12 protein-coding genes are annotated in these 17,250 nt (G+C 62.6%); 6 read left to right on the forward strand and 6 right to left on the reverse strand.

Features of this window, described 5'->3' with window-relative positions; all coding sequences use genetic code 11:
• Window positions 1-222: 222 nt before the first annotated feature.
• Both smc and RHM60_RS08705 read right to left on the reverse strand, forming a co-directional pair.
• The gene (gene smc / locus RHM60_RS08700; protein ID WP_322214202.1) at window positions 223-3,711 is read right to left on the reverse strand and encodes a chromosome segregation protein SMC; all 3,489 of its coding nucleotides are present in this window, start codon (window positions 3,709-3,711) and stop codon (window positions 223-225) included.
• A gap of 2 nt (window positions 3,712-3,713) precedes the next feature.
• Window positions 3,714-4,373, reverse strand: a complete 660-nt coding sequence (locus RHM60_RS08705; RefSeq protein WP_209983685.1) for a GntR family transcriptional regulator — start codon at window positions 4,371-4,373, stop codon at window positions 3,714-3,716.
• A 279-nt stretch (window positions 4,374-4,652) separates the two neighbouring features.
• On the opposite strand from RHM60_RS08705, the gene xdhA reads away from it, so the two are divergent.
• The 4 genes from xdhA (at window position 4,653) to guaD (ending at window position 10,727) form a co-directional block, all read left to right on the forward strand.
• Complete coding sequence (gene xdhA / locus RHM60_RS08710) at window positions 4,653-6,101, forward strand: xanthine dehydrogenase small subunit (RefSeq protein ID WP_231421472.1); 1,449 nt, start codon at window positions 4,653-4,655, stop codon at window positions 6,099-6,101.
• Complete coding sequence (xdhB, locus tag RHM60_RS08715; protein ID WP_322214203.1) at window positions 6,094-8,460, forward strand: xanthine dehydrogenase molybdopterin binding subunit; 2,367 nt, start codon at window positions 6,094-6,096, stop codon at window positions 8,458-8,460. The genes xdhA and xdhB overlap by 8 nt, the downstream gene beginning before the upstream one ends.
• Before the next feature lie 110 nt (window positions 8,461-8,570).
• Window positions 8,571-9,410, forward strand: coding sequence for a xanthine dehydrogenase accessory protein XdhC (gene xdhC, locus RHM60_RS08720; RefSeq protein ID WP_231421470.1), 840 nt, complete (start codon window positions 8,571-8,573; stop codon window positions 9,408-9,410).
• A gap of 12 nt (window positions 9,411-9,422) precedes the next feature.
• Window positions 9,423-10,727: a guanine deaminase gene (guaD, locus tag RHM60_RS08725; protein ID WP_209983694.1), complete on the forward strand. Its 1,305-nt coding sequence runs from the start codon at window positions 9,423-9,425 to the stop codon at window positions 10,725-10,727.
• Between the two features lie 644 nt (window positions 10,728-11,371).
• Here guaD and RHM60_RS08730 read toward each other — a convergent pair.
• Entirely contained in the window at window positions 11,372-12,136 is a 765-nt protein-coding gene (locus RHM60_RS08730; protein ID WP_209983695.1) for a GntR family transcriptional regulator, read from the reverse strand.
• Window positions 12,137-12,362: 226 nt separating this feature from the next.
• Between RHM60_RS08730 and RHM60_RS08735 the strand changes: the two genes are divergently transcribed.
• The gene (locus RHM60_RS08735; protein ID WP_322214204.1) at window positions 12,363-13,559 is read left to right on the forward strand and encodes a benzoate/H(+) symporter BenE family transporter; all 1,197 of its coding nucleotides are present in this window, start codon (window positions 12,363-12,365) and stop codon (window positions 13,557-13,559) included.
• Here the strand turns inward: RHM60_RS08735 and RHM60_RS08740 are convergent.
• The 3 genes from RHM60_RS08740 to gabT all read right to left on the reverse strand — a co-directional run bounded on the left by RHM60_RS08740 (window position 13,553) and on the right by gabT (window position 16,120).
• Window positions 13,553-14,041, reverse strand: coding sequence for an Lrp/AsnC family transcriptional regulator (locus RHM60_RS08740; protein WP_003230384.1), 489 nt, complete (start codon window positions 14,039-14,041; stop codon window positions 13,553-13,555). The genes RHM60_RS08735 and RHM60_RS08740 overlap by 7 nt on opposite strands.
• A gap of 44 nt (window positions 14,042-14,085) precedes the next feature.
• Window positions 14,086-14,733 carry a 2-haloalkanoic acid dehalogenase gene (locus RHM60_RS08745; protein WP_209983698.1) on the reverse strand — a complete coding sequence of 216 codons (648 nt, stop codon included), beginning with the start codon at window positions 14,731-14,733 and terminating at the stop codon, window positions 14,086-14,088.
• A gap of 94 nt (window positions 14,734-14,827) precedes the next feature.
• Window positions 14,828-16,120 (reverse strand): 4-aminobutyrate--2-oxoglutarate transaminase, encoded by a 1,293-nt coding sequence (gene gabT / locus RHM60_RS08750; protein WP_322214205.1) that lies wholly within the window; start codon window positions 16,118-16,120, stop codon window positions 14,828-14,830.
• A 193-nt stretch (window positions 16,121-16,313) separates the two neighbouring features.
• Here gabT and RHM60_RS08755 point away from each other — a divergent pair, with 193 nt between their 5' ends.
• Complete coding sequence (locus RHM60_RS08755) at window positions 16,314-17,240, forward strand: glyoxylate/hydroxypyruvate reductase A (protein ID WP_322214206.1); 927 nt, start codon at window positions 16,314-16,316, stop codon at window positions 17,238-17,240.
• Window positions 17,241-17,250 lie beyond the last annotated feature (10 nt).

Here is a 17,250-nt window from a genome sequence, read left to right on the forward strand (position 1 = left end):
AAGGGGTTTAGCACCGTGCAAACCGCTTTAAAACGTGGCGCCAACTCTATGTTCTGACTGACGTTTTGCCCACGCACACGAAAATTCACATTAAACTAGCACGACCAAAGATAACTTTACACCGTCTGTCAAAATGCCTTGAGCAAATATGTCCATTTGCCACTTTCTTCAGACCGGTAAAACGCCCTTTATCGCACCCTGCATTGGCGCCAATGGCCGCGCTCAAGACTCCACCATCTTCAGCGCTTCTTCGACATCCACCGCCACCAATCGCGAACACCCCGGTTCGTGCATCGTCACCCCCATCAGTTGATCGGCCATTTCCATGGCGATCTTGTTATGGGTGATATAGATGAACTGCACCGTCTGGGACATCTCCTTGACCAGGCGCGCATAGCGCCCGACGTTCGCATCATCCAGCGGCGCATCCACTTCGTCGAGCATGCAGAACGGCGCCGGGTTGAGCTTGAAGATGGCAAATACCAGCGCCAGTGCGGTGAGGGCTTTTTCGCCGCCGGACAACAAATGGATGGTGCTGTTCTTCTTGCCCGGCGGGCGCGCCATGATCGTCACCCCTGTATCGAGTAGATCTTCGCCCGTCAGTTCCAGATAAGCGCTGCCACCGCCGAAAACTTTCGGGAATAACGCCTGTAAACCGCCATTAATCTGATCAAAGGTATCCTTGAAGCGGTTGCGGGTCTCCTTGTCGATCTTGCGGATCACGTTTTCCAGGGTGTCCAGTGCTTCGACCAGGTCGGCATCCTGAGCATCCAGATAACGTTTGCGCTCGGACTGCTGCTGGTATTCGTCGATGGCCGCGAGGTTGATCGCGCCCAGACGCTGAATGCGCGCGGCAATGCGTTCGAGTTCTTCTTCGGCGTCTTTCTCGTTGGCCTGGGCGGTCAGGGTATTGAGCACGCCGTGCAGGTCATAGCCGTCTTCGAGCAACTGGTCCTGCAGGGTCTTGCGGCGCACGGTGAGGGCTTGCCATTCCATGCGCTGTTGTTCGAGCTGGCCACGGATCAACTGCGATTGCTGCTCGGCCTGGGTGCGACGCTTCTCGGCGTCGCGCAATTCGCGGTCGGCATCTTCCAGGGCGATCTGCGCGGTCTTGAGTTCTTCGTCGACACTCATGCGCTTGTCGAGCAACTCTTCGAGTTTGAGGCGCAGCTCTTCCAGCGGCGCTTCGCCCTCCTCCAGGTTCAGGCTCAGTTGCTCGCGTTTTTCGGTAAGGCGTTCGGACTGCATCTCCAGGCGTTCGAGGGCCTGGGCGGTGGACGCATGCTGGGCGCGCACTGAACCCAGGCGCACCGCCAACTGATGGGCGTGATCCTTGTGCTGCCGGGCTTCCTGGCGTACGCGGTCGAGGCGTTCGCGCAGGCTGTCACGCTGGGCCAGCAGCAGCTCGCGCTGTTCGGTGTCCAGGGCCATGCTGTCGAGGGCTTCCTGCAACTGCAGGCGCGCTTCGCCGATCTGTTCGTGTTCAAGGGCGCGCTGCTCGCCCATCTCCGCGACCTCTTCGTCGAGACGGGTGCGGCGCAGCGTCAGTTGCTCGGCCTTGGCCTTGCTCGCCGAGAGCTGCGCCTTCAATTCGCCCTGCTGGCGCGCTTCGTCCTGCAACAGACGGCGCAGGTGCTCGCGGCCGGTTTCCTGCTGGCGCTGGGTCGCGCGCAGGGTTTGCAGTTCGGTTTCCAGGCGTTCCAGGGTGGCTTCGCGTTCTTCGCGCTCGGCACTCAGGTTGACGATTTCCTGGCCACGGGCCAACACGCCGCTTTCGGCTTCGCTGGCGCGGCGCACCCGCAGGAAGTGACGGCCGACCCAGTAGCCATCGCGGCTGATCAGGCTGTCGCCCGCCGCCAACTGGCTGCGCTGGACCAGCGCCTCGTCGAGGGATTCAACCGGCCTGACCTGGCCCAGCCACGGCGACAGGTCAACGGCCGCCTCGACCTTGTCCAGCAGGCTGCCCGGCACCCGCTTGCCATCGGCGTCCGGGCTGAGCAGGCGCAGATCGCCCTGGGCAAAGCCGGCCAGGTCAAAGCCGGCGAAATCATCCACCAGCACCGCTTGCAGGTCGGCACCCAAAACGGTTTCCACTGCCAATTCCCAACCGGCGTCCACCTTCAGGCCTTCGGCCAGGCGCGGACGCTCGGCCAGGTGCTGGTCGCGCAGCCATTCGGCGGTGCCGGTGCCCGGGTCCAGGGCCGCTTGCTGCAAGGCCTCAAGCGACGCCAGCCGGCCATTGAGCCGCTGCAGATCGCCCTGGGCCTGCTGCTGGGCCTGGGTCGCCGTGTGCAATTGCTGACGCAGTTGCTCCAGGCGCTCCACTTGCTGTTCTTCACTGGCTTCGAGCTCTTCGAGGGTCATCTCGCTTTCGGCCAGTTGCTCGTTCAAGGCCATGATGGCCGCGTCTTCAGGGTCGGCGGCGAGCAGCGCGCGCTCTTCGAGCATGCGCCGCTGGCGCTCGGCCAGGCGCTCCATGCTGGTTTCCAGCTGCTGGATGCGCGACTGCTGCACCTCAGCCTGACGGCGCGGTTCGGCCGATTGCAGGTTGAAGGCGTCCCACTGCTCCTGCCAGCCGTGCATGGTGGTTTCGGCTTCTTCCAGGGCAGCAGCGGCTTCCTCGGCGGCGGCGCTGGTGATTTCCTGCTCGGGGGTGAGCCTGTCCAGCTCTTCGCCGAGGGTCAGCAGCAGAGTGCGGTCATGGCCCAGGTGCGATTCGGTTTCCAGGCGCGCGCGCTCAGCTTCCTTCAAATCGTCCTGCAACTGACGCAGACGCTGCTGGCCATGCTGGATGCTCTGCTCGACGCGGGCAATGTCGCCGCCCACCGAATAGAAGCGCCCCTGCACCAGATTGAAGCGCTCGGACAGGTCATGGTGCCCGTCACGCAGGCGCTCGATGCTCGCGTCAGCGTTGCGCTGTTCGGCCACCAGGGCTTCGAAGCTGATTTCCTGGGTGCCGATGATCGCCTCGCGCTGGCCCACCTGCTCGTTCAGCGCCTGCCAGCGCAGGGCCGATAGCTGCGCCTTGAGCTGGCGTTCCTCGCCCTTGTATTCCTGATACTTCTCGGCCGCCTGGGCCTGGCGGTGCAGGCGCTCCAACTGACGCTCCAGCTCTTCGCGCAGGTCGGTCAGGCGGGCAAGGTTTTCATGGGTACGGCGGATGCGGTTTTCGGTCTCGCGGCGGCGCTCCTTGTACTTGGAGATGCCGGCGGCTTCTTCGATGAAGTTGCGCAGATCCTCAGGCTTGGCTTCGATCAGCTTGGAGATCATGCCCTGCTCGATGATCGAATAGCTACGCGGGCCCAGGCCGGTGCCGAGGAAGATATCGGTGATGTCGCGTCGACGGCACTTGGTGCCGTTGAGGAAGTAGCTGTTCTGGCTGTCGCGGGTGACTTTGCGGCGGATGGAGATTTCGGCGTAGGCGGCGTATTCGCCGACCAGAGTGCCGTCGGAGTTGTCGAACACCAGCTCGATGCTGGCCTGGCTCACGGGTTTGCGGCTGGTGGAGCCGTTGAAGATGACGTCGGTCATAGACTCGCCACGCAGGTTCTTCGCCGAACTCTCGCCCATCACCCAGCGCACGGCGTCGATGATGTTCGACTTGCCGCACCCATTGGGCCCGACCACCGCCGCCATGTTACTGGGGAAGTTCACCGTGGTCGGGTCGACGAAGGATTTGAACCCCGCCAGCTTGATGCACTTGAGCCGCACGCTTAGGCGTCCGCCAACGCGGCGATCACCAGCGAGCTGCTGCGTTGGCAGTAGGCCGACAGCACCGCGCGAATCTGCGCCAGGTCACGCTCGAGCACGGCGGCGAGCAGTTGCTCGAACAGCGCCAGGTATTCGCTCATGCTCGCTTTGCGCTGATCCAGGGCCAGGTAATAGGCACGGTTCATCGCCGGTTGCAGGTTCTCGACGGTTTCCTGCAGATACGGGTTATTCGCGAAGGGGTACGCGGCGCGCATCACATTGAAGCTTTCTTCGACGAAGGCGCGGATGTCCTGGCGTTCGAAATTGCTCACCAGGCGCTGCTGGATCTGCACGAACGGCGCCATGTCGGCCTGGGTCTGCCAGCCCTCGGCGACCGCATTGCCGAGCAGGATGTACAGCTCGCCCATCAACGTGCACAGGCTCTGCACTTTGTGCGCCGTCAGTTCGGTGACGTGGGCGCCACGGCGCGGCAGGATCGCGATGAGGTGGCGACGTTCGAGGATCAACAAGGCTTCGCGCACGGAACCACGGCTGACATTCAGCGCCAGCGTGACCTTCTGTTCCTGGATACGCTCCCCAGGCTTTAAATCGCCGCGAATAATGCGTTCGGCGAGGTGGTGAGCGATTTGCTCGGCGAGACTGTCCGGCGCCTTGAACGTCATGTTTTCCCTTCAAAATCTTCTATCGTTGACAGCGCGGCAGTGTAGCGCATTGGCTCGCTGATGGCGCTACGCCCACAGGGGCGAATTTGGCATGAAATAAGCAGCTATTACAGCTCATCACCCTGTAAAAACGCCGGCTTCAGAAGCCCGCCCCCTAATTGAGGATGCTGTGATCGCGCTTTCTTGACCCTTAAGTCAGAAAAACATTGACCGAAAAGTCAGACATGACTAGATTCGGCGCAAAGCGGTTACAACAATAATGAATCTGCGAGGCCTTCCGTGATCCAGTTTTTACTCAACCAGGAACTCCGTAGCGAGCACGCCCTGGACCCCAACCTGACGGTGCTCAATTACCTGCGTGAACACGTGGGCAAGCCCGGCACCAAGGAAGGCTGCGCCAGCGGTGACTGCGGCGCGTGCACCGTGGTGGTGGGCGAGTTGCACCGCGATGACAGCGGCGCCGAGCAGATTCGTTATCGCAGCCTCAATTCATGCCTGACCTTTGTTTCGTCGTTGCATGGCAAACAATTGATCAGCGTCGAAGACCTCAAGCACCAGGGCCAGTTGCACAGCGTGCAGCAGGCGATGGTCGAGTGCCACGGCTCGCAATGCGGCTTTTGCACGCCGGGCTTTGTGATGTCGCTGTTTGCCCTGCAAAAGAACAGCGACTCACCCGATAGCCACAAAGCCCACGAAGCCCTGGCCGGCAACCTGTGCCGCTGCACCGGCTACCGCCCGATCCTGGCCGCCGCCGCGCAGGCTTGCTGCAACAAACCCCAGGACCAGTTCGACAGTCGCCAGGCCCAGACCATTGCCCGCCTCAAGGCCATCGCGCCCACCCAGACCGGCGAGTTGAACAGCGGCGACAAACGCTGCCTGGTGCCGCTCACCGTCGCCGACCTGGCCGACCTTTACGACGCCTACCCGCAAGCCCGGCTGCTCGCCGGCGGCACCGACCTGGCGCTGGAAGTGACGCAGTTTCACCGCACGCTGCCGGTGATGATCTACGTGGGCAACATCGACGAGATGAAGCGCATCGACGCCTTTGACGACCGCCTGGAAATCGGCGCCGCCGCCGCCCTCTCCGACTGCTACACCGCGTTGCACCAGGCCTATCCGGATTTTGGCGAACTGCTGCAGCGTTTTGCCTCCCTGCAGATCCGCAACCAGGGCACCCTGGGCGGTAATATCGGCAACGCTTCGCCGATTGGCGATTCACCGCCGCTGCTGATCGCCCTGGGCGCGCAGATCGTGCTGTGCAAGGGCAACACCCGGCGCACCCTGGCGCTGGAAGACTACTTCATCGACTACCGCGTCACCGCCCGGCAAGACAGCGAATTCATCGAAAAAATCATCGTGCCCAAGGGCCACACGCTGTTTCGTGCGTACAAGGTGTCCAAGCGCCTGGACGATGATATTTCCGCGGTCTGCGCCGCCTTCAACCTGAAGATCGACAACGGTGTAATCCGCCACGCGCGCGTTGCTTTTGGTGGCATGGCCGCCACGCCCAAGCGCGCCAAACACTGCGAAGCCGCGCTGGTCGGCGCCACCTGGAACGCCGCCACCGTCGAACACGCCTGCGCCGCCCTGGCCGAGGACTTCACCCCGCTCTCGGATTTTCGCGCCAGCAAGGAATACCGCCTGCTCAGCGCGCAGAACCTGCTGCGCAAATACTTCATCGAGCTGCAGACGCCGCACATCGAGACTCGGGTGACCGCTTATGTCTAACCATCACGCCGTCGTTAAAACCCAGGCCGAACTGGCCGAGCTGTTCGCCGGGGAAATCACCTCTGGCGTCGGCCGCAGCGTCAAGCACGACAGCGCCGCCAAGCACGTCAGCGGTGAAGCGCAGTACATCGATGACCGCCTGGAATTTCCCAACCAGTTGCACCTGTATGCGCGCCTGTCCGACCGCGCCCACGCGCGCATTCTCAGCATCGACACCGCGCCCTGCTACGCCTTTGACGGTGTGCGCATCGTCATCACCCACGAAGACGTGCCGGGCCTCAAAGACATCGGCCCGTTGCTGCCCGGCGACCCGCTGCTGGCCATCGACACCGTGCAATACGTCGGTCAGGTGGTGCTGGCCGTGGCCGCCCGCGACCTCGACACCGCGCGCAAAGCCGCGATGGCGGCGCTGATCGAATACGAAGACCTGGAACCGGTGCTCGACGTGGTCGAAGCCTACCGCACCAAACACTTCGTGCTCGACAGCCACACCCACCAACGCGGGGACTCAGCGGGCGCATTGGCCGCGGCCAAACATCGTCTGCAAGGCACCCTGCACATCGGCGGTCAGGAACACTTCTATCTCGAAACCCAGATTTCCTCGGTGATGCCCACCGAAGACGGCGGCATGATCGTCTACTGCTCCACGCAAAACCCCACCGAAGTACAGAAACTGGTGGCCGAAGTGCTCGACGTGTCGATGAACAGAATCGTCGTCGACATGCGCCGCATGGGCGGTGGTTTCGGCGGCAAGGAAACCCAGGCGGCGAGCCCCGCCTGCCTGTGTGCGGTGGTCGCGCGCCTCACCGGCCAGCCAACCAAGATGCGCCTGCCGCGCGTCGAAGACATGCTGATGACCGGCAAGCGCCACCCGTTCTATATCGAATACGACGTGGGTTTTGACGACAGTGGCCGGCTGCACGGGATCAACCTGGAATTGGCGGGCAACTGCGGCTGCTCGCCGGACCTGTCCAACTCGATCGTCGACCGCGCGATGTTCCACGCCGACAACTCGTATTACCTGGGCGACGCCACGGTCAACGGTCATCGCTGCAAGACCAACACCGCGTCCAACACCGCCTATCGCGGCTTCGGCGGCCCGCAGGGCATGGTCGCCATCGAAGAAGTGATGGACGCCATCGCCCGCCACCTCGCGCTCGACCCGCTGGCGGTGCGCAAGGCCAATTACTACGGCAAGACCGAGCGCAACGTCACCCACTACTACCAGACCGTCGAGCACAACATGCTCGACGAAATGACCGCCGAGCTTGAAGCCAGCAGCCAATACGCCGAACGCCGCGAAGCGATCCGCCAGTACAACGCCCACAGCCCGATCCTGAAAAAAGGCCTGGCGCTGACCCCGGTGAAATTCGGCATCTCGTTTACCGCCAGCTTTCTCAACCAGGCCGGCGCGCTGATCCACATCTACACCGACGGCAGCATCCACCTCAACCACGGCGGCACCGAGATGGGCCAGGGCCTGAACACCAAGGTCGCGCAAGTAGTGGCCGAGGTCTTCCAGGTGCACATCGACCGCGTGCAGATCACCGCGACCAACACCGATAAAGTGCCGAACACCTCGCCCACGGCCGCCTCCAGCGGTGCCGACCTGAACGGCAAGGCCGCGCAGAACGCCGCCGAAACCATCAAGCAACGCCTGGTGGAATTCGCCGCGCGCAAGTACGACGTGAGTGAAGCGGATGTGGAATTTCGCAACGGCCATGTGCGCGTGCGCGAGCAGATCCTGAGCTTCGAGGCGTTGATCCAGCAGGCGTACTTCGCCCAGGTGTCGCTGTCGAGCACCGGGTTCTACAAGACCCCGAAAATCTTCTACGATCGCAGCCAGTCGCGCGGGCGGCCGTTCTACTACTACGCGTTCGGCGCGGCCTGCTGCGAAGTGATTGTCGACACCCTCACCGGCGAATACCGGATGCTGCGCACCGACATCCTGCATGACGTGGGCGCCTCGCTGAACCCGGCCATCGACATCGGCCAGGTCGAAGGCGGCTTCATTCAAGGCATGGGCTGGCTGACCATGGAAGAGCTGGTGTGGAACGACAAGGGCAAGCTGATGACGAATGGACCGGCCAGCTACAAGATCCCGGCGGTGGCGGACATGCCGCTGGATTTGCGGGTGAAGCTGGTGGAGAACCGCAAGAACCCGGAAGACACGGTGTTTCACTCCAAGGCCGTCGGCGAGCCGCCGTTCATGCTCGGCATCGCCTCGTGGTGCGCGATCAAGGATGCGGTCGCAAGCCTCGGTGATTACCGCCATCAGCCAAAGATCGATGCGCCGGCGACGCCGGAGCGGGTGTTGTGGGGGTGTGAGCAGATGCGGCAGTTGCAGGTATCGCTTTAGGACCGAGGTGCTGCCTTCGCGAGCAAGCCCGCTCCCACAGGGGAACGCATTCCAACTGTAAGAGCGGCTTGCCCGCGATGACGGCCTGACAGACACCACGAGAGGTAACCATGAACAACTGGATCAGCGCCCTCGCCCACCTGCAAACCAGCGGCGAACCCTGCGTGCTTGTCACCATCATCGAAGAGCTCGGCTCCACCCCGCGCAATGCCGGGTCGAAAATGGTGATCAGCGCCGACCGGTCCTTCGACACCATCGGCGGCGGGCACCTGGAATACAAGGCGATGCAGATCGCCCGCGACATGCTCGTGCGCGGCCAGCAGAACACTCATCTGGAGCGCTTCAGCCTCGGCGCCAGCCTGGGCCAGTGCTGTGGCGGCGTGACCGTGCTGCTGTTCGAGCCCATGGGCCAGGTGCAGGCACACATCGCGGTGTTCGGCGCCGGCCATGTCGGCCGCGCACTGGTGCCGTTGCTGGCGAGCCTGCCGTGCCGGGTGCGCTGGATCGATTCGCGCGAACAGGAATTTCCGCAACAGATTCCCGAGGGCGTGCGTAAAATCGTCAGCGAAGAGCCGGTCGACGAAATTGCCGACCTGCCAGCGGGCAGCTATTGCATCGTCATGACCCACAATCACGCGCTGGACCTGGCACTGAGCGCCGCCCTGCTCAAGCGCAATGACTTCACCTACTTCGGTCTGATCGGCTCCAGGACCAAGCGCGTCAAGTTCGAACACCGCCTGCGCGAGCGCGGCTTCGATGCCGCGCAGCTGCAACGCATGCGCTGCCCCATGGGCCTCACCGAGGTGAAGGGCAAACTGCCGGTGGAGATCGCCATTTCCATCGCAGGCGAAATCATCGCCACCTACAACGCCAGTTTCGGCCAGCACGCTGCCCGCGCCGAACCCATTGCCAAACTGCTGCCGGCGTCACGTCGCAGCCAAGCTATCTGAATCGAGACCCTCATGCCTTTGACTCGCAAAGCCTACCGCGCCGCCCTCCTGCACAGCATCGGCGACCCTGCCGAAGTGGGGATCGAAGCCTCCTACGAGTATTTCGAGGACGGCCTGCTGGTGATCGAAAACGGCCGCATCAGCGCCGTCGGCCACGCCGCCGACCTGCTGCCGAGCCTGCCCGCCGATACCGAAGTCGTTCATTATCAGGACGCGCTGATCACACCAGGCCTGATCGACACTCATATTCACCTGCCGCAGACCGGCATGGTCGGCGCCTATGGCGAGCAATTGCTCGATTGGCTCAACACCTACACCTTCCCCTGCGAAAGCCAGTTCGCCGACAAAGCCCATGCCGAGCACGTCGCGGACATTTTCATCAAGGAACTGCTGCGCAACGGCACCACCACGGCGCTGGTGTTCGGCAGTGTGCACCCGCAGTCGGTGGACGCGTTCTTTGAAGCCGCGCAAAAACTCGACCTGCGCATGATCGCCGGCAAAGTGATGATGGACCGCAACGCACCGGACTACCTCACCGACACCGCCCAAACCAGCTACGCGGACAGCAAGGCGCTGATCGAACGCTGGCACGGCAAGGGCCGCCTGCACTATGCAGTCACCCCGCGCTTTGCGCCCACCAGCACGCCGGAGCAACTGACACTGGCCGGGCAGTTGCTGGGGGAATACCCCGACCTGTACCTGCAGACCCACATCAGCGAGAACACGCAGGAAGTCGAATGGGTAAAAGAGCTGTTCCCGGAGCGCAGCGGCTACCTGGACGTGTACGACCACTACAAGCTGCTGGGCGAACGCTCGGTATTCGCCCACGGCGTGCACCTGTGTGACGACGAATGCGCGCGACTGGCAGAGACCGGCTCGGCAGTCGCCTTCTGCCCTACCTCGAACCTGTTTCTGGGCAGCGGGCTGTTCAACCTGCCGATGGCCGAGAAGCACAAGCTCAATGTCGGTCTGGGCACCGATGTGGGCGGCGGCACCAGCTTTTCACTGCTGCAGACCCTGAACGAAGCGTACAAGGTCATGCAGTTGCAGGGCGTGCGGTTGAGCCCGTTCAAGTCGTTGTACCTGGCGACCCTCGGCGGCGCCCGGGCGCTGCGCCTGGAGGACAGGATCGGGACCTTGCAACCGGGTTCGGATGCGGATTTTCTGGTGCTGGATTACAACGCTACGCCACTGCTCAGTTATCGCTTGAAGCAGTCGAACACTATTGCCGAGACGTTGTTTGTGCTGATGACGCTGGGGGATGATCGGGTGGTGTTGCAGACCTATGCGGCTGGTCGGTTGGTGCACGAACGCTGATCTTGGCCATGGGGTTATTGTGTACATCTCCAGTGCTGGCGGTTCCACCCTTACATCGCCCCACCACTCGGCACCTCGCCCAGGCTCGGTATGCCCCAGATCAAAAGCAAGAGCGCGGCAGCCTTAGAGCCGACCGGAATGGTTTGCCGAACGCTGTACAAAATGTGGCAGGGGGCTTGCTCCCGATGGCTGAGTGTCAGTCAACTTATTGGTAGCTGACCCACTGCTATCGGAGCAAGCCCCCTCCCACATTTGGATCTCCATTGGTCTGATGGACATCACCCTGCTTTTGCTCTGCTTTGCTTTGGCTTTTGATCTTGATCTTGATCTCAGGCGCCCCGTCAACCACGCTGGCCGAACGCAGGCTTGAATCCATGGGTAACCCGGCAGGACGCCGGGTTAGCCGCACTGGGCCAGGGATGGCCCATTGCGGCGGCCCACGGATTCAAGCCGGAGTGCGGGCACACCGAGCCTAAGCGAGGTGCCGAGTGGTGGGGCAAAGCGTTTTTGGTTACTTTTTGCGCTCTTCAAAAAGTGACCCGCCGTAAGGGCGGAACCCATATCAGCCGTTACCGCAGCAACGGATATGTACACAATAAAGCCACCATCGGGAGCAAGCCCCCTCCCACACTTTTAAAATGTGTTCACACCTTCAAAGAAGAACGCCCAGCCTTCCTGGTCTGCAGCAAATGCGAAAACACCGCATGCAAATCATCCGAAGCCCCTTCCTCATCAAGGTTGAGCTTGCTGTCGATATGATCCATATGATGCATCATCAAATCCACCGCCAGCACCGCATCGCGAGCTTCGATCGCATCGATCAACTGGGTGTGTTCATCGTAGGAACAGTGCGAGCGGTTGCCACTTTCGTACTGAGCAATGATCAATGATGTCTGCGAAACCAGGCTGCGCTGAAAGCTGATCAGCGGCGCATTCTTAGCCGCTTCGGCCAGCTTGAGATGGAATTCGCCGGAGAGACGAATACCCGCACCGCGATCCCCCCGGGAAAAACTGTCGCGCTCGTCGTTGACCATCTGGCGCAGTTCAGCCAGTTGCTCGGCAGTGGCGTGCTGCACTGCCAATTCAGTGATCGCCCGCTCCACCAGACGCCGCGCCATGAACACCTGGCGGGCCTCTTCGACACTCGGGCTGGCAACCACCGCACCGCGATTGGGCCGCAGCAGCACCACGCCTTCATGGGCCAGACGCGACAGCGCACGGCGAATAATGGTGCGGCTCACGCCAAAGATTTCGCCCAGTGCCTCTTCACTCAATTTGGTGCCGGGTGCCAGGCGCTGCTCGAGGATCGCCTCGAAGATATGCGCGTAGACGATATCGTCCTGGGTGCCGGTGCGACCGGCCTTGCCGGCGCGCGGTTGTTTCTTGAGAGGTTGCAACTGTTCGTTCATGGGCACTCGGGTTTGGAGAACGGCGGCGAATTAACGGTAATACGGCAACAGCGTGGCGCTGGCAAGTATCGCCTGAAAACGGGGCACATTGTACACAACCCAATACGCCAACACACTGTACGGCTGTTTGCGGCCCCGGCTGTATTGCAATGACCGGTTACCTTTGAGTTTAGGCTTGAATCCGCGCCCTCACCGGCAAATACCCAGGCAAAAGGAACACCCCGTCATGACCGACGCCACCCACGCGCCGCTGCGCCCGCTGGCCGACACTTCGCCGTCGGCCGTCGTCGCCGGTTTTATCGCCATGATGACCGGCTACACCAGCTCCCTGGTGCTGATGTTCCAGGCCGGCCAGGCTGCCGGTTTGACCACGGCGCAGATTTCTTCGTGGATCTGGGCGCTGTCCATCGGCATGGCGGTGTGCAGCATCGGCCTGTCGCTGCGCTACCGCACGCCGATCACCGTCGCCTGGTCGACGCCCGGCGCTGCGCTGTTGATCACCAGCCTGGGCGGCGTGAGCTACGGCGAAGCCATCGGTGCCTACATCACCTGCGCGGTGCTGGTGACGCTGTGCGGGCTGACCGGCAGTTTTGAAAGACTGCTCAAGCGCATCCCCGCCTCACTGGCCGCAGCCTTGCTGGCCGGGATCCTGTTCAAGATCGGCAGCGAAATCTTTGTCGCCGCGCAACATCGCACCGCACTGGTGCTAGGGATGTTTTTTACCTATCTGATCATCAAGCGCCTGTCGCCGCGTTATGCGGTGCTCGCCGCGCTGGTGATCGGCACCGCATTGTCCGGGCTGCTGGGGCTGCTGGATTTCAGCGCCTTTCACCTGGAAGTGGCGGTGCCGGTGTGGACCACGCCGCACTTCTCGCTCGCGGCGACCATCAGCATCGGCATCCCGCTGTTCGTGGTGGCGATGACCTCGCAGAACATGCCCGGCATCGCCGTGCTGCGCGCCGACGGTTACAGCGTGCCGGCCTCGCCATTGATCAGCGTCACCGGGCTGGCCTCGCTGCTGCTGGCGCCGTTCGGCTCCCACGGCATCAACCTGGCGGCAATCAGCGCGGCCATCTGCACCGGGCCGCATGCCCATGAAGACCGAAACAAGCGCTACACCGCCGCCGTGTGGTGCGGCGTGTTCTACGGCATTGCCGGGGTGTTCGGCGCGACCCTGGCGGCACTGTTCGCCGCCTTGCCAAAAGAGCTGGTGCTGTCGATTGCGGCGCTGGCGTTGTTCGGCTCGATCATCAATGGCCTGAGCGTCGCCATGCACGAGCCGAAGGAACGCGAAGCGGCGCTGATCACCTTTATGGTCACCGCATCAGGGCTGACGCTGTTTTCCATCGGCTCGGCGTTCTGGGGCATTGTCGCGGGGCTGTTGACCCTGATGATCCTGAACGGGCGCAGCCGCACTCAATGACGCAGCAGCTTGCGCAGCGGCACGCCGTCTTTCAGCACCGGTGATTTGATCACGATATAGCTGAAGTACTTGGAGATACCGATGTTCTTGTCCAGCAGGCCTTCGACCACTTCCTGGTAATGCTGGATGCTGCGGGTCATGAAACGCACGAGGTAGTCGTAGCCGCCGCTGATGAGGTGGCATTCGAGCACCTCATCCACCAGGCGGATGTTGGATTCGAACTTGGCGAAGTCTTCGCGCTTGTGGTCGCTGAGGGTGATTTCGGTGAACACCGTGACCGAATCGGTAATCTTGGCCAGGTTCAGATGCGCCTTGTAGCTGGAGATATAACCGGCCGACTCCAGCCGCTTGACCCGTTGCAGGCAGGGGCTGGCGGACAGGCCCACGGCATCGGCCAGGCTGACGTTGGTCATCCGACCATCTTTTTGCAGTTCAACCAGAATGCTGATGTCGATCCGGTCCAGCTTGACGAGCCCTTCCATTGCATACCTCTTGACTGCCGTTTGTAAGCAATCTTCTAGCAAAATCAGCGCCGTAAAGACAGCTGATGCTGAGCGACCAGGTCTGCCATGCTGTTAATGCAGTAATCGGCTGCACACGGCGTGGGCTGCGGCGAGCGGTGACGGCCGATCAGGCAGCGGTCCAGCGCCAGAACGGCGCCGGCTGATGCGCGGGTCACGTGCAACACAGGCTCTACCTGCGCCCCTTGGCGGTCAAGCCATTGCTCGGCCTCGACCAGGGAAATGAAATGCTCCGCCTCAATGCCCAGGCGCTCGCACAAGAGCCCACGGTCCTCGGCATCGCGGTCGCCGCGCACCAGCAGACGATAGAACTTGCGCAGGTACAGCATCGCCCCCGGCGCATCCTCGAACAGCGACCAGTTGCCCGCCGAACGCGCAAAGCTCATGCCCTCCTCCCAACTGGCGTGCAGCCCCCAGCGCTCGGCGAGCTGGCGATGGGCAAAACACAGCACGCCGCTGAAGCCCAGCTCGGCAAAACGCGGGTAGAGGCCCTCGATCACCGTGTTGAACTCGGCCAGCACCTGCTCCCTGGCCGGCGCTGGACCGCCACGGCTGTCGAGCAGCGGCTGCAACGCGGCGAACACGCCCGAGTCACGGTCCACCAGCACCCCATCACAATCGATCAGCAACGCTCGATAATCTGTCAGTCCCATGAGGGGTCACGCCTCCAATGATGCAATGTGGTCGCCCGTGCGCCATAACGGGTCACGGGCGCTGCCGCCAACCGGGTTCGCCGCCGGTAGCGGCTCAGTTCAAGACCCGTGCCAGGGCTGCGTCGAGAATCTGCACGGCTTCGTCGACCTGCGCCTCGGTGGTCACCAGCGGCGCAAGGAAGCGCAGCACGTTGCGGTACACGCCGCACTTGATCACCAGCAAACCACCGGCGCGGGCTTCGTCGATCACCCGCTGATTGAGGTCGGCATCCGGGCTACGCGCCGCGTCGTCCTTGACCAGTTCGATTGCCAACATGAAGCCGGTGCCACGCACGTCACCGATGCGCGGGTAGCGCGCCTGCAGACCGAGTAAACCGTTGCGCAGGCGTTCGCCGAGCACGTGACTGCGCGCCAGCAGTTGTTCCTCTTCGAACGCACTGATCACCGCCAGCGCCGCCGCGCAGGCCAACGCATTACCGCCGTAGGTGCCGCCCAGACCGCCAGGCAGCGGCGCGTCCATGATGTGCGCCTTGCCCACCACGCCGGACAGCGGCAAGCCGCCGGCCAGGCTCTTGGCCACGGTGACCAGGTCGGGCTGGATGCCCGAGTGCTGGAAACCGAACCAGCTGCCGGTGCGACCGAAACCAGTCTGGATCTCGTCGAGGATCAGCACGATGCCGTGTTTGTCGGCCAGTGCGCGCAAGGCCTGAAGAAACTCCGGCGGCGCGGCGAGAAAGCCGCCGTCACCCTGCACCGGCTCGATGAGAATCGCCGCGACGCGGTCCGGGGCAACCTGGGTGGCCAGCAGTTCATCCAGCGCCTTGAGCGCCAGCTCGCTGGTCATGCCGCGATATGCGTTGGGATAGGGGGTGTGGAACACCTCCGGCGCGAACGGTCCGAAGTTCTGTTTGTACGGCTGGCTCATGCCGGTGAGCGTCGTGCCAAGCAACGTGCGGCCATGGAAGCCGCCGCGAAAGGCAATGACTGCCGAACGATTGGTGTGGGCACGGGCGATCTTCACCGCATTTTCCACCGCCTCGGCGCCGGATGTGAAGAACGCCGCCTTGTACGCCGCCTCCCCGCCAACCAGCTCGCACAGGCGCTGGGCCAGGTCGAGGTAAGGCTGGTAGGCCACCACCTGGAAGCAGGCGTGGGAGACTTTCTGCAACTGCGCCTGCACCGCCGCGACCACTTTGGGGTGGTTATGACCGATGTTCAGCACGCCGATGCCGCCGACGAAATCGAGATAGCGCTTGCCTTCCACGTCCCAGAGTTCGGCGCCCTGGGCGCGATCGATCACCAGCGGGTGCGCAGTGATCAGGCCACGGGGTACGAATTGATCGCGCTGACGGAGCAAATGTGGGGTTTTATCGACTCTGCTGTTCATGGCATTTCCCAAGGTGAGCCCGGCAACCGGAAGGTGGTTGCGATGACATTCAGATTACGGCCTGGCAAAAACGAACTGCACCGAACTTGCCCTGTGAGAAATTCGGATCGACTGTTTTTCCACTGCGTTTCAACAGATCCTGCGCCGGCATTGCGCGATGATGATGGCTACTTTCAGCCCTGCGGAGATACCCATGGCCCTGCTCTACAAATCCGACCCCGTGCGCGGCGAACGCTGGAAGGCACTGTTTGCCGAACACGCGCCGGACATCGAATGGCGCGCCTGGCCGGACATTGGCGACCCCAGCGAAATCGACTACCTCGCCGCCTGGCTGGCGCCGGACGATCTTGAACAATTGCTGCCCAACCTGAAGGTGCTGTTTGCCGTATCGGCCGGGGTCGATCAACTGGACCTTGCCCGCTTGCCCGCCGACTTGCCGGTGGTGCGCCTGCTCGATCCCGGCATCACCCAGGGCATGTGCGAATACGCCACCTGGGCCGTGCTCAGCCTGCATCGCGACATGCTGCGCTACCGCCAGCAACAGACGGCGCGCTGCTGGCAGGCGCACCGGTTGCAACCGGCGGCCAACCGCCGCGTCGGCGTGATGGGCCTGGGCGCGCAGGCGCAGCAGATCCTCGCGACCCTCGCACCGCTGGGGTTTGCCTTGTCGGGCTGGGCCCGCAGCGCACATCAACTGCCGGGGGTTACGTGTTATGCGGGGGAAGCGCAACTGCCGGCGTTTCTCGGCCAGTGCGACATTCTGCTGTGCGTGTTGCCGTTGACCGAGCAGACCCAGGGCATTCTCAACAGCCGCTTGTTTGATCAACTGCCACAGGGTGCGGGGCTGATCAACATGGGACGCGGCGGGCACCTGGTGGAGGAGGATCTGCTGAGAGCGCTTTCCAGCGGGCAACTCAGCGGCGCGGTGCTGGATGTGCTGCAGCAGGAGCCGGCGCCAGAGGAGCATCCGTTTTGGGGGCATCCGCAGATTGTGCTGACGCCGCATATTGCGGCGATGACTCAGCCGGAGAGTGCGTTTGGCGTGTTGTTGGGGAATATTCGAAGGTTTCAGCGCGGGGAGCGGATGGTTGGGGAGGTGGATCGGGGGAAGGGGTATTGATGGGGTACAT

It is taken from the genome of Pseudomonas sp. MH9.3, assembly GCF_034354675.1.
In the GTDB taxonomy this organism is placed as follows: Bacteria; Pseudomonadota; Gammaproteobacteria; order Pseudomonadales; family Pseudomonadaceae; genus Aquipseudomonas.

Excerpts from the sequence above, each read along its gene's own strand:
- RHM60_RS08755 (WP_322214206.1), top strand. The coding sequence starts at position 16,314 with ATGGCCCTGCTCTACAAATCCGACCCCGTGCGCGGCGAACGCTGGAAG.
- RHM60_RS08705 (WP_209983685.1), bottom strand. The coding sequence starts at position 4,373 with ATGACGTTCAAGGCGCCGGACAGTCTCGCCGAGCAAATCGCTCACCAC.
- RHM60_RS08745 (WP_209983698.1), bottom strand. The coding sequence starts at position 14,733 with ATGGGACTGACAGATTATCGAGCGTTGCTGATCGATTGTGATGGGGTG.
- RHM60_RS08735 (WP_322214204.1), top strand. The coding sequence starts at position 12,363 with ATGACCGACGCCACCCACGCGCCGCTGCGCCCGCTGGCCGACACTTCG.
- RHM60_RS08730 (WP_209983695.1), bottom strand. The coding sequence starts at position 12,136 with ATGAACGAACAGTTGCAACCTCTCAAGAAACAACCGCGCGCCGGCAAG.
- guaD (WP_209983694.1), top strand. The coding sequence starts at position 9,423 with ATGCCTTTGACTCGCAAAGCCTACCGCGCCGCCCTCCTGCACAGCATC.
- xdhB (WP_322214203.1), top strand. The coding sequence starts at position 6,094 with ATGTCTAACCATCACGCCGTCGTTAAAACCCAGGCCGAACTGGCCGAG.
- xdhC (WP_231421470.1), top strand. The coding sequence starts at position 8,571 with ATGAACAACTGGATCAGCGCCCTCGCCCACCTGCAAACCAGCGGCGAA.
- RHM60_RS08740 (WP_003230384.1), bottom strand. The coding sequence starts at position 14,041 with ATGGAAGGGCTCGTCAAGCTGGACCGGATCGACATCAGCATTCTGGTT.
- gabT (WP_322214205.1), bottom strand. The coding sequence starts at position 16,120 with ATGAACAGCAGAGTCGATAAAACCCCACATTTGCTCCGTCAGCGCGAT.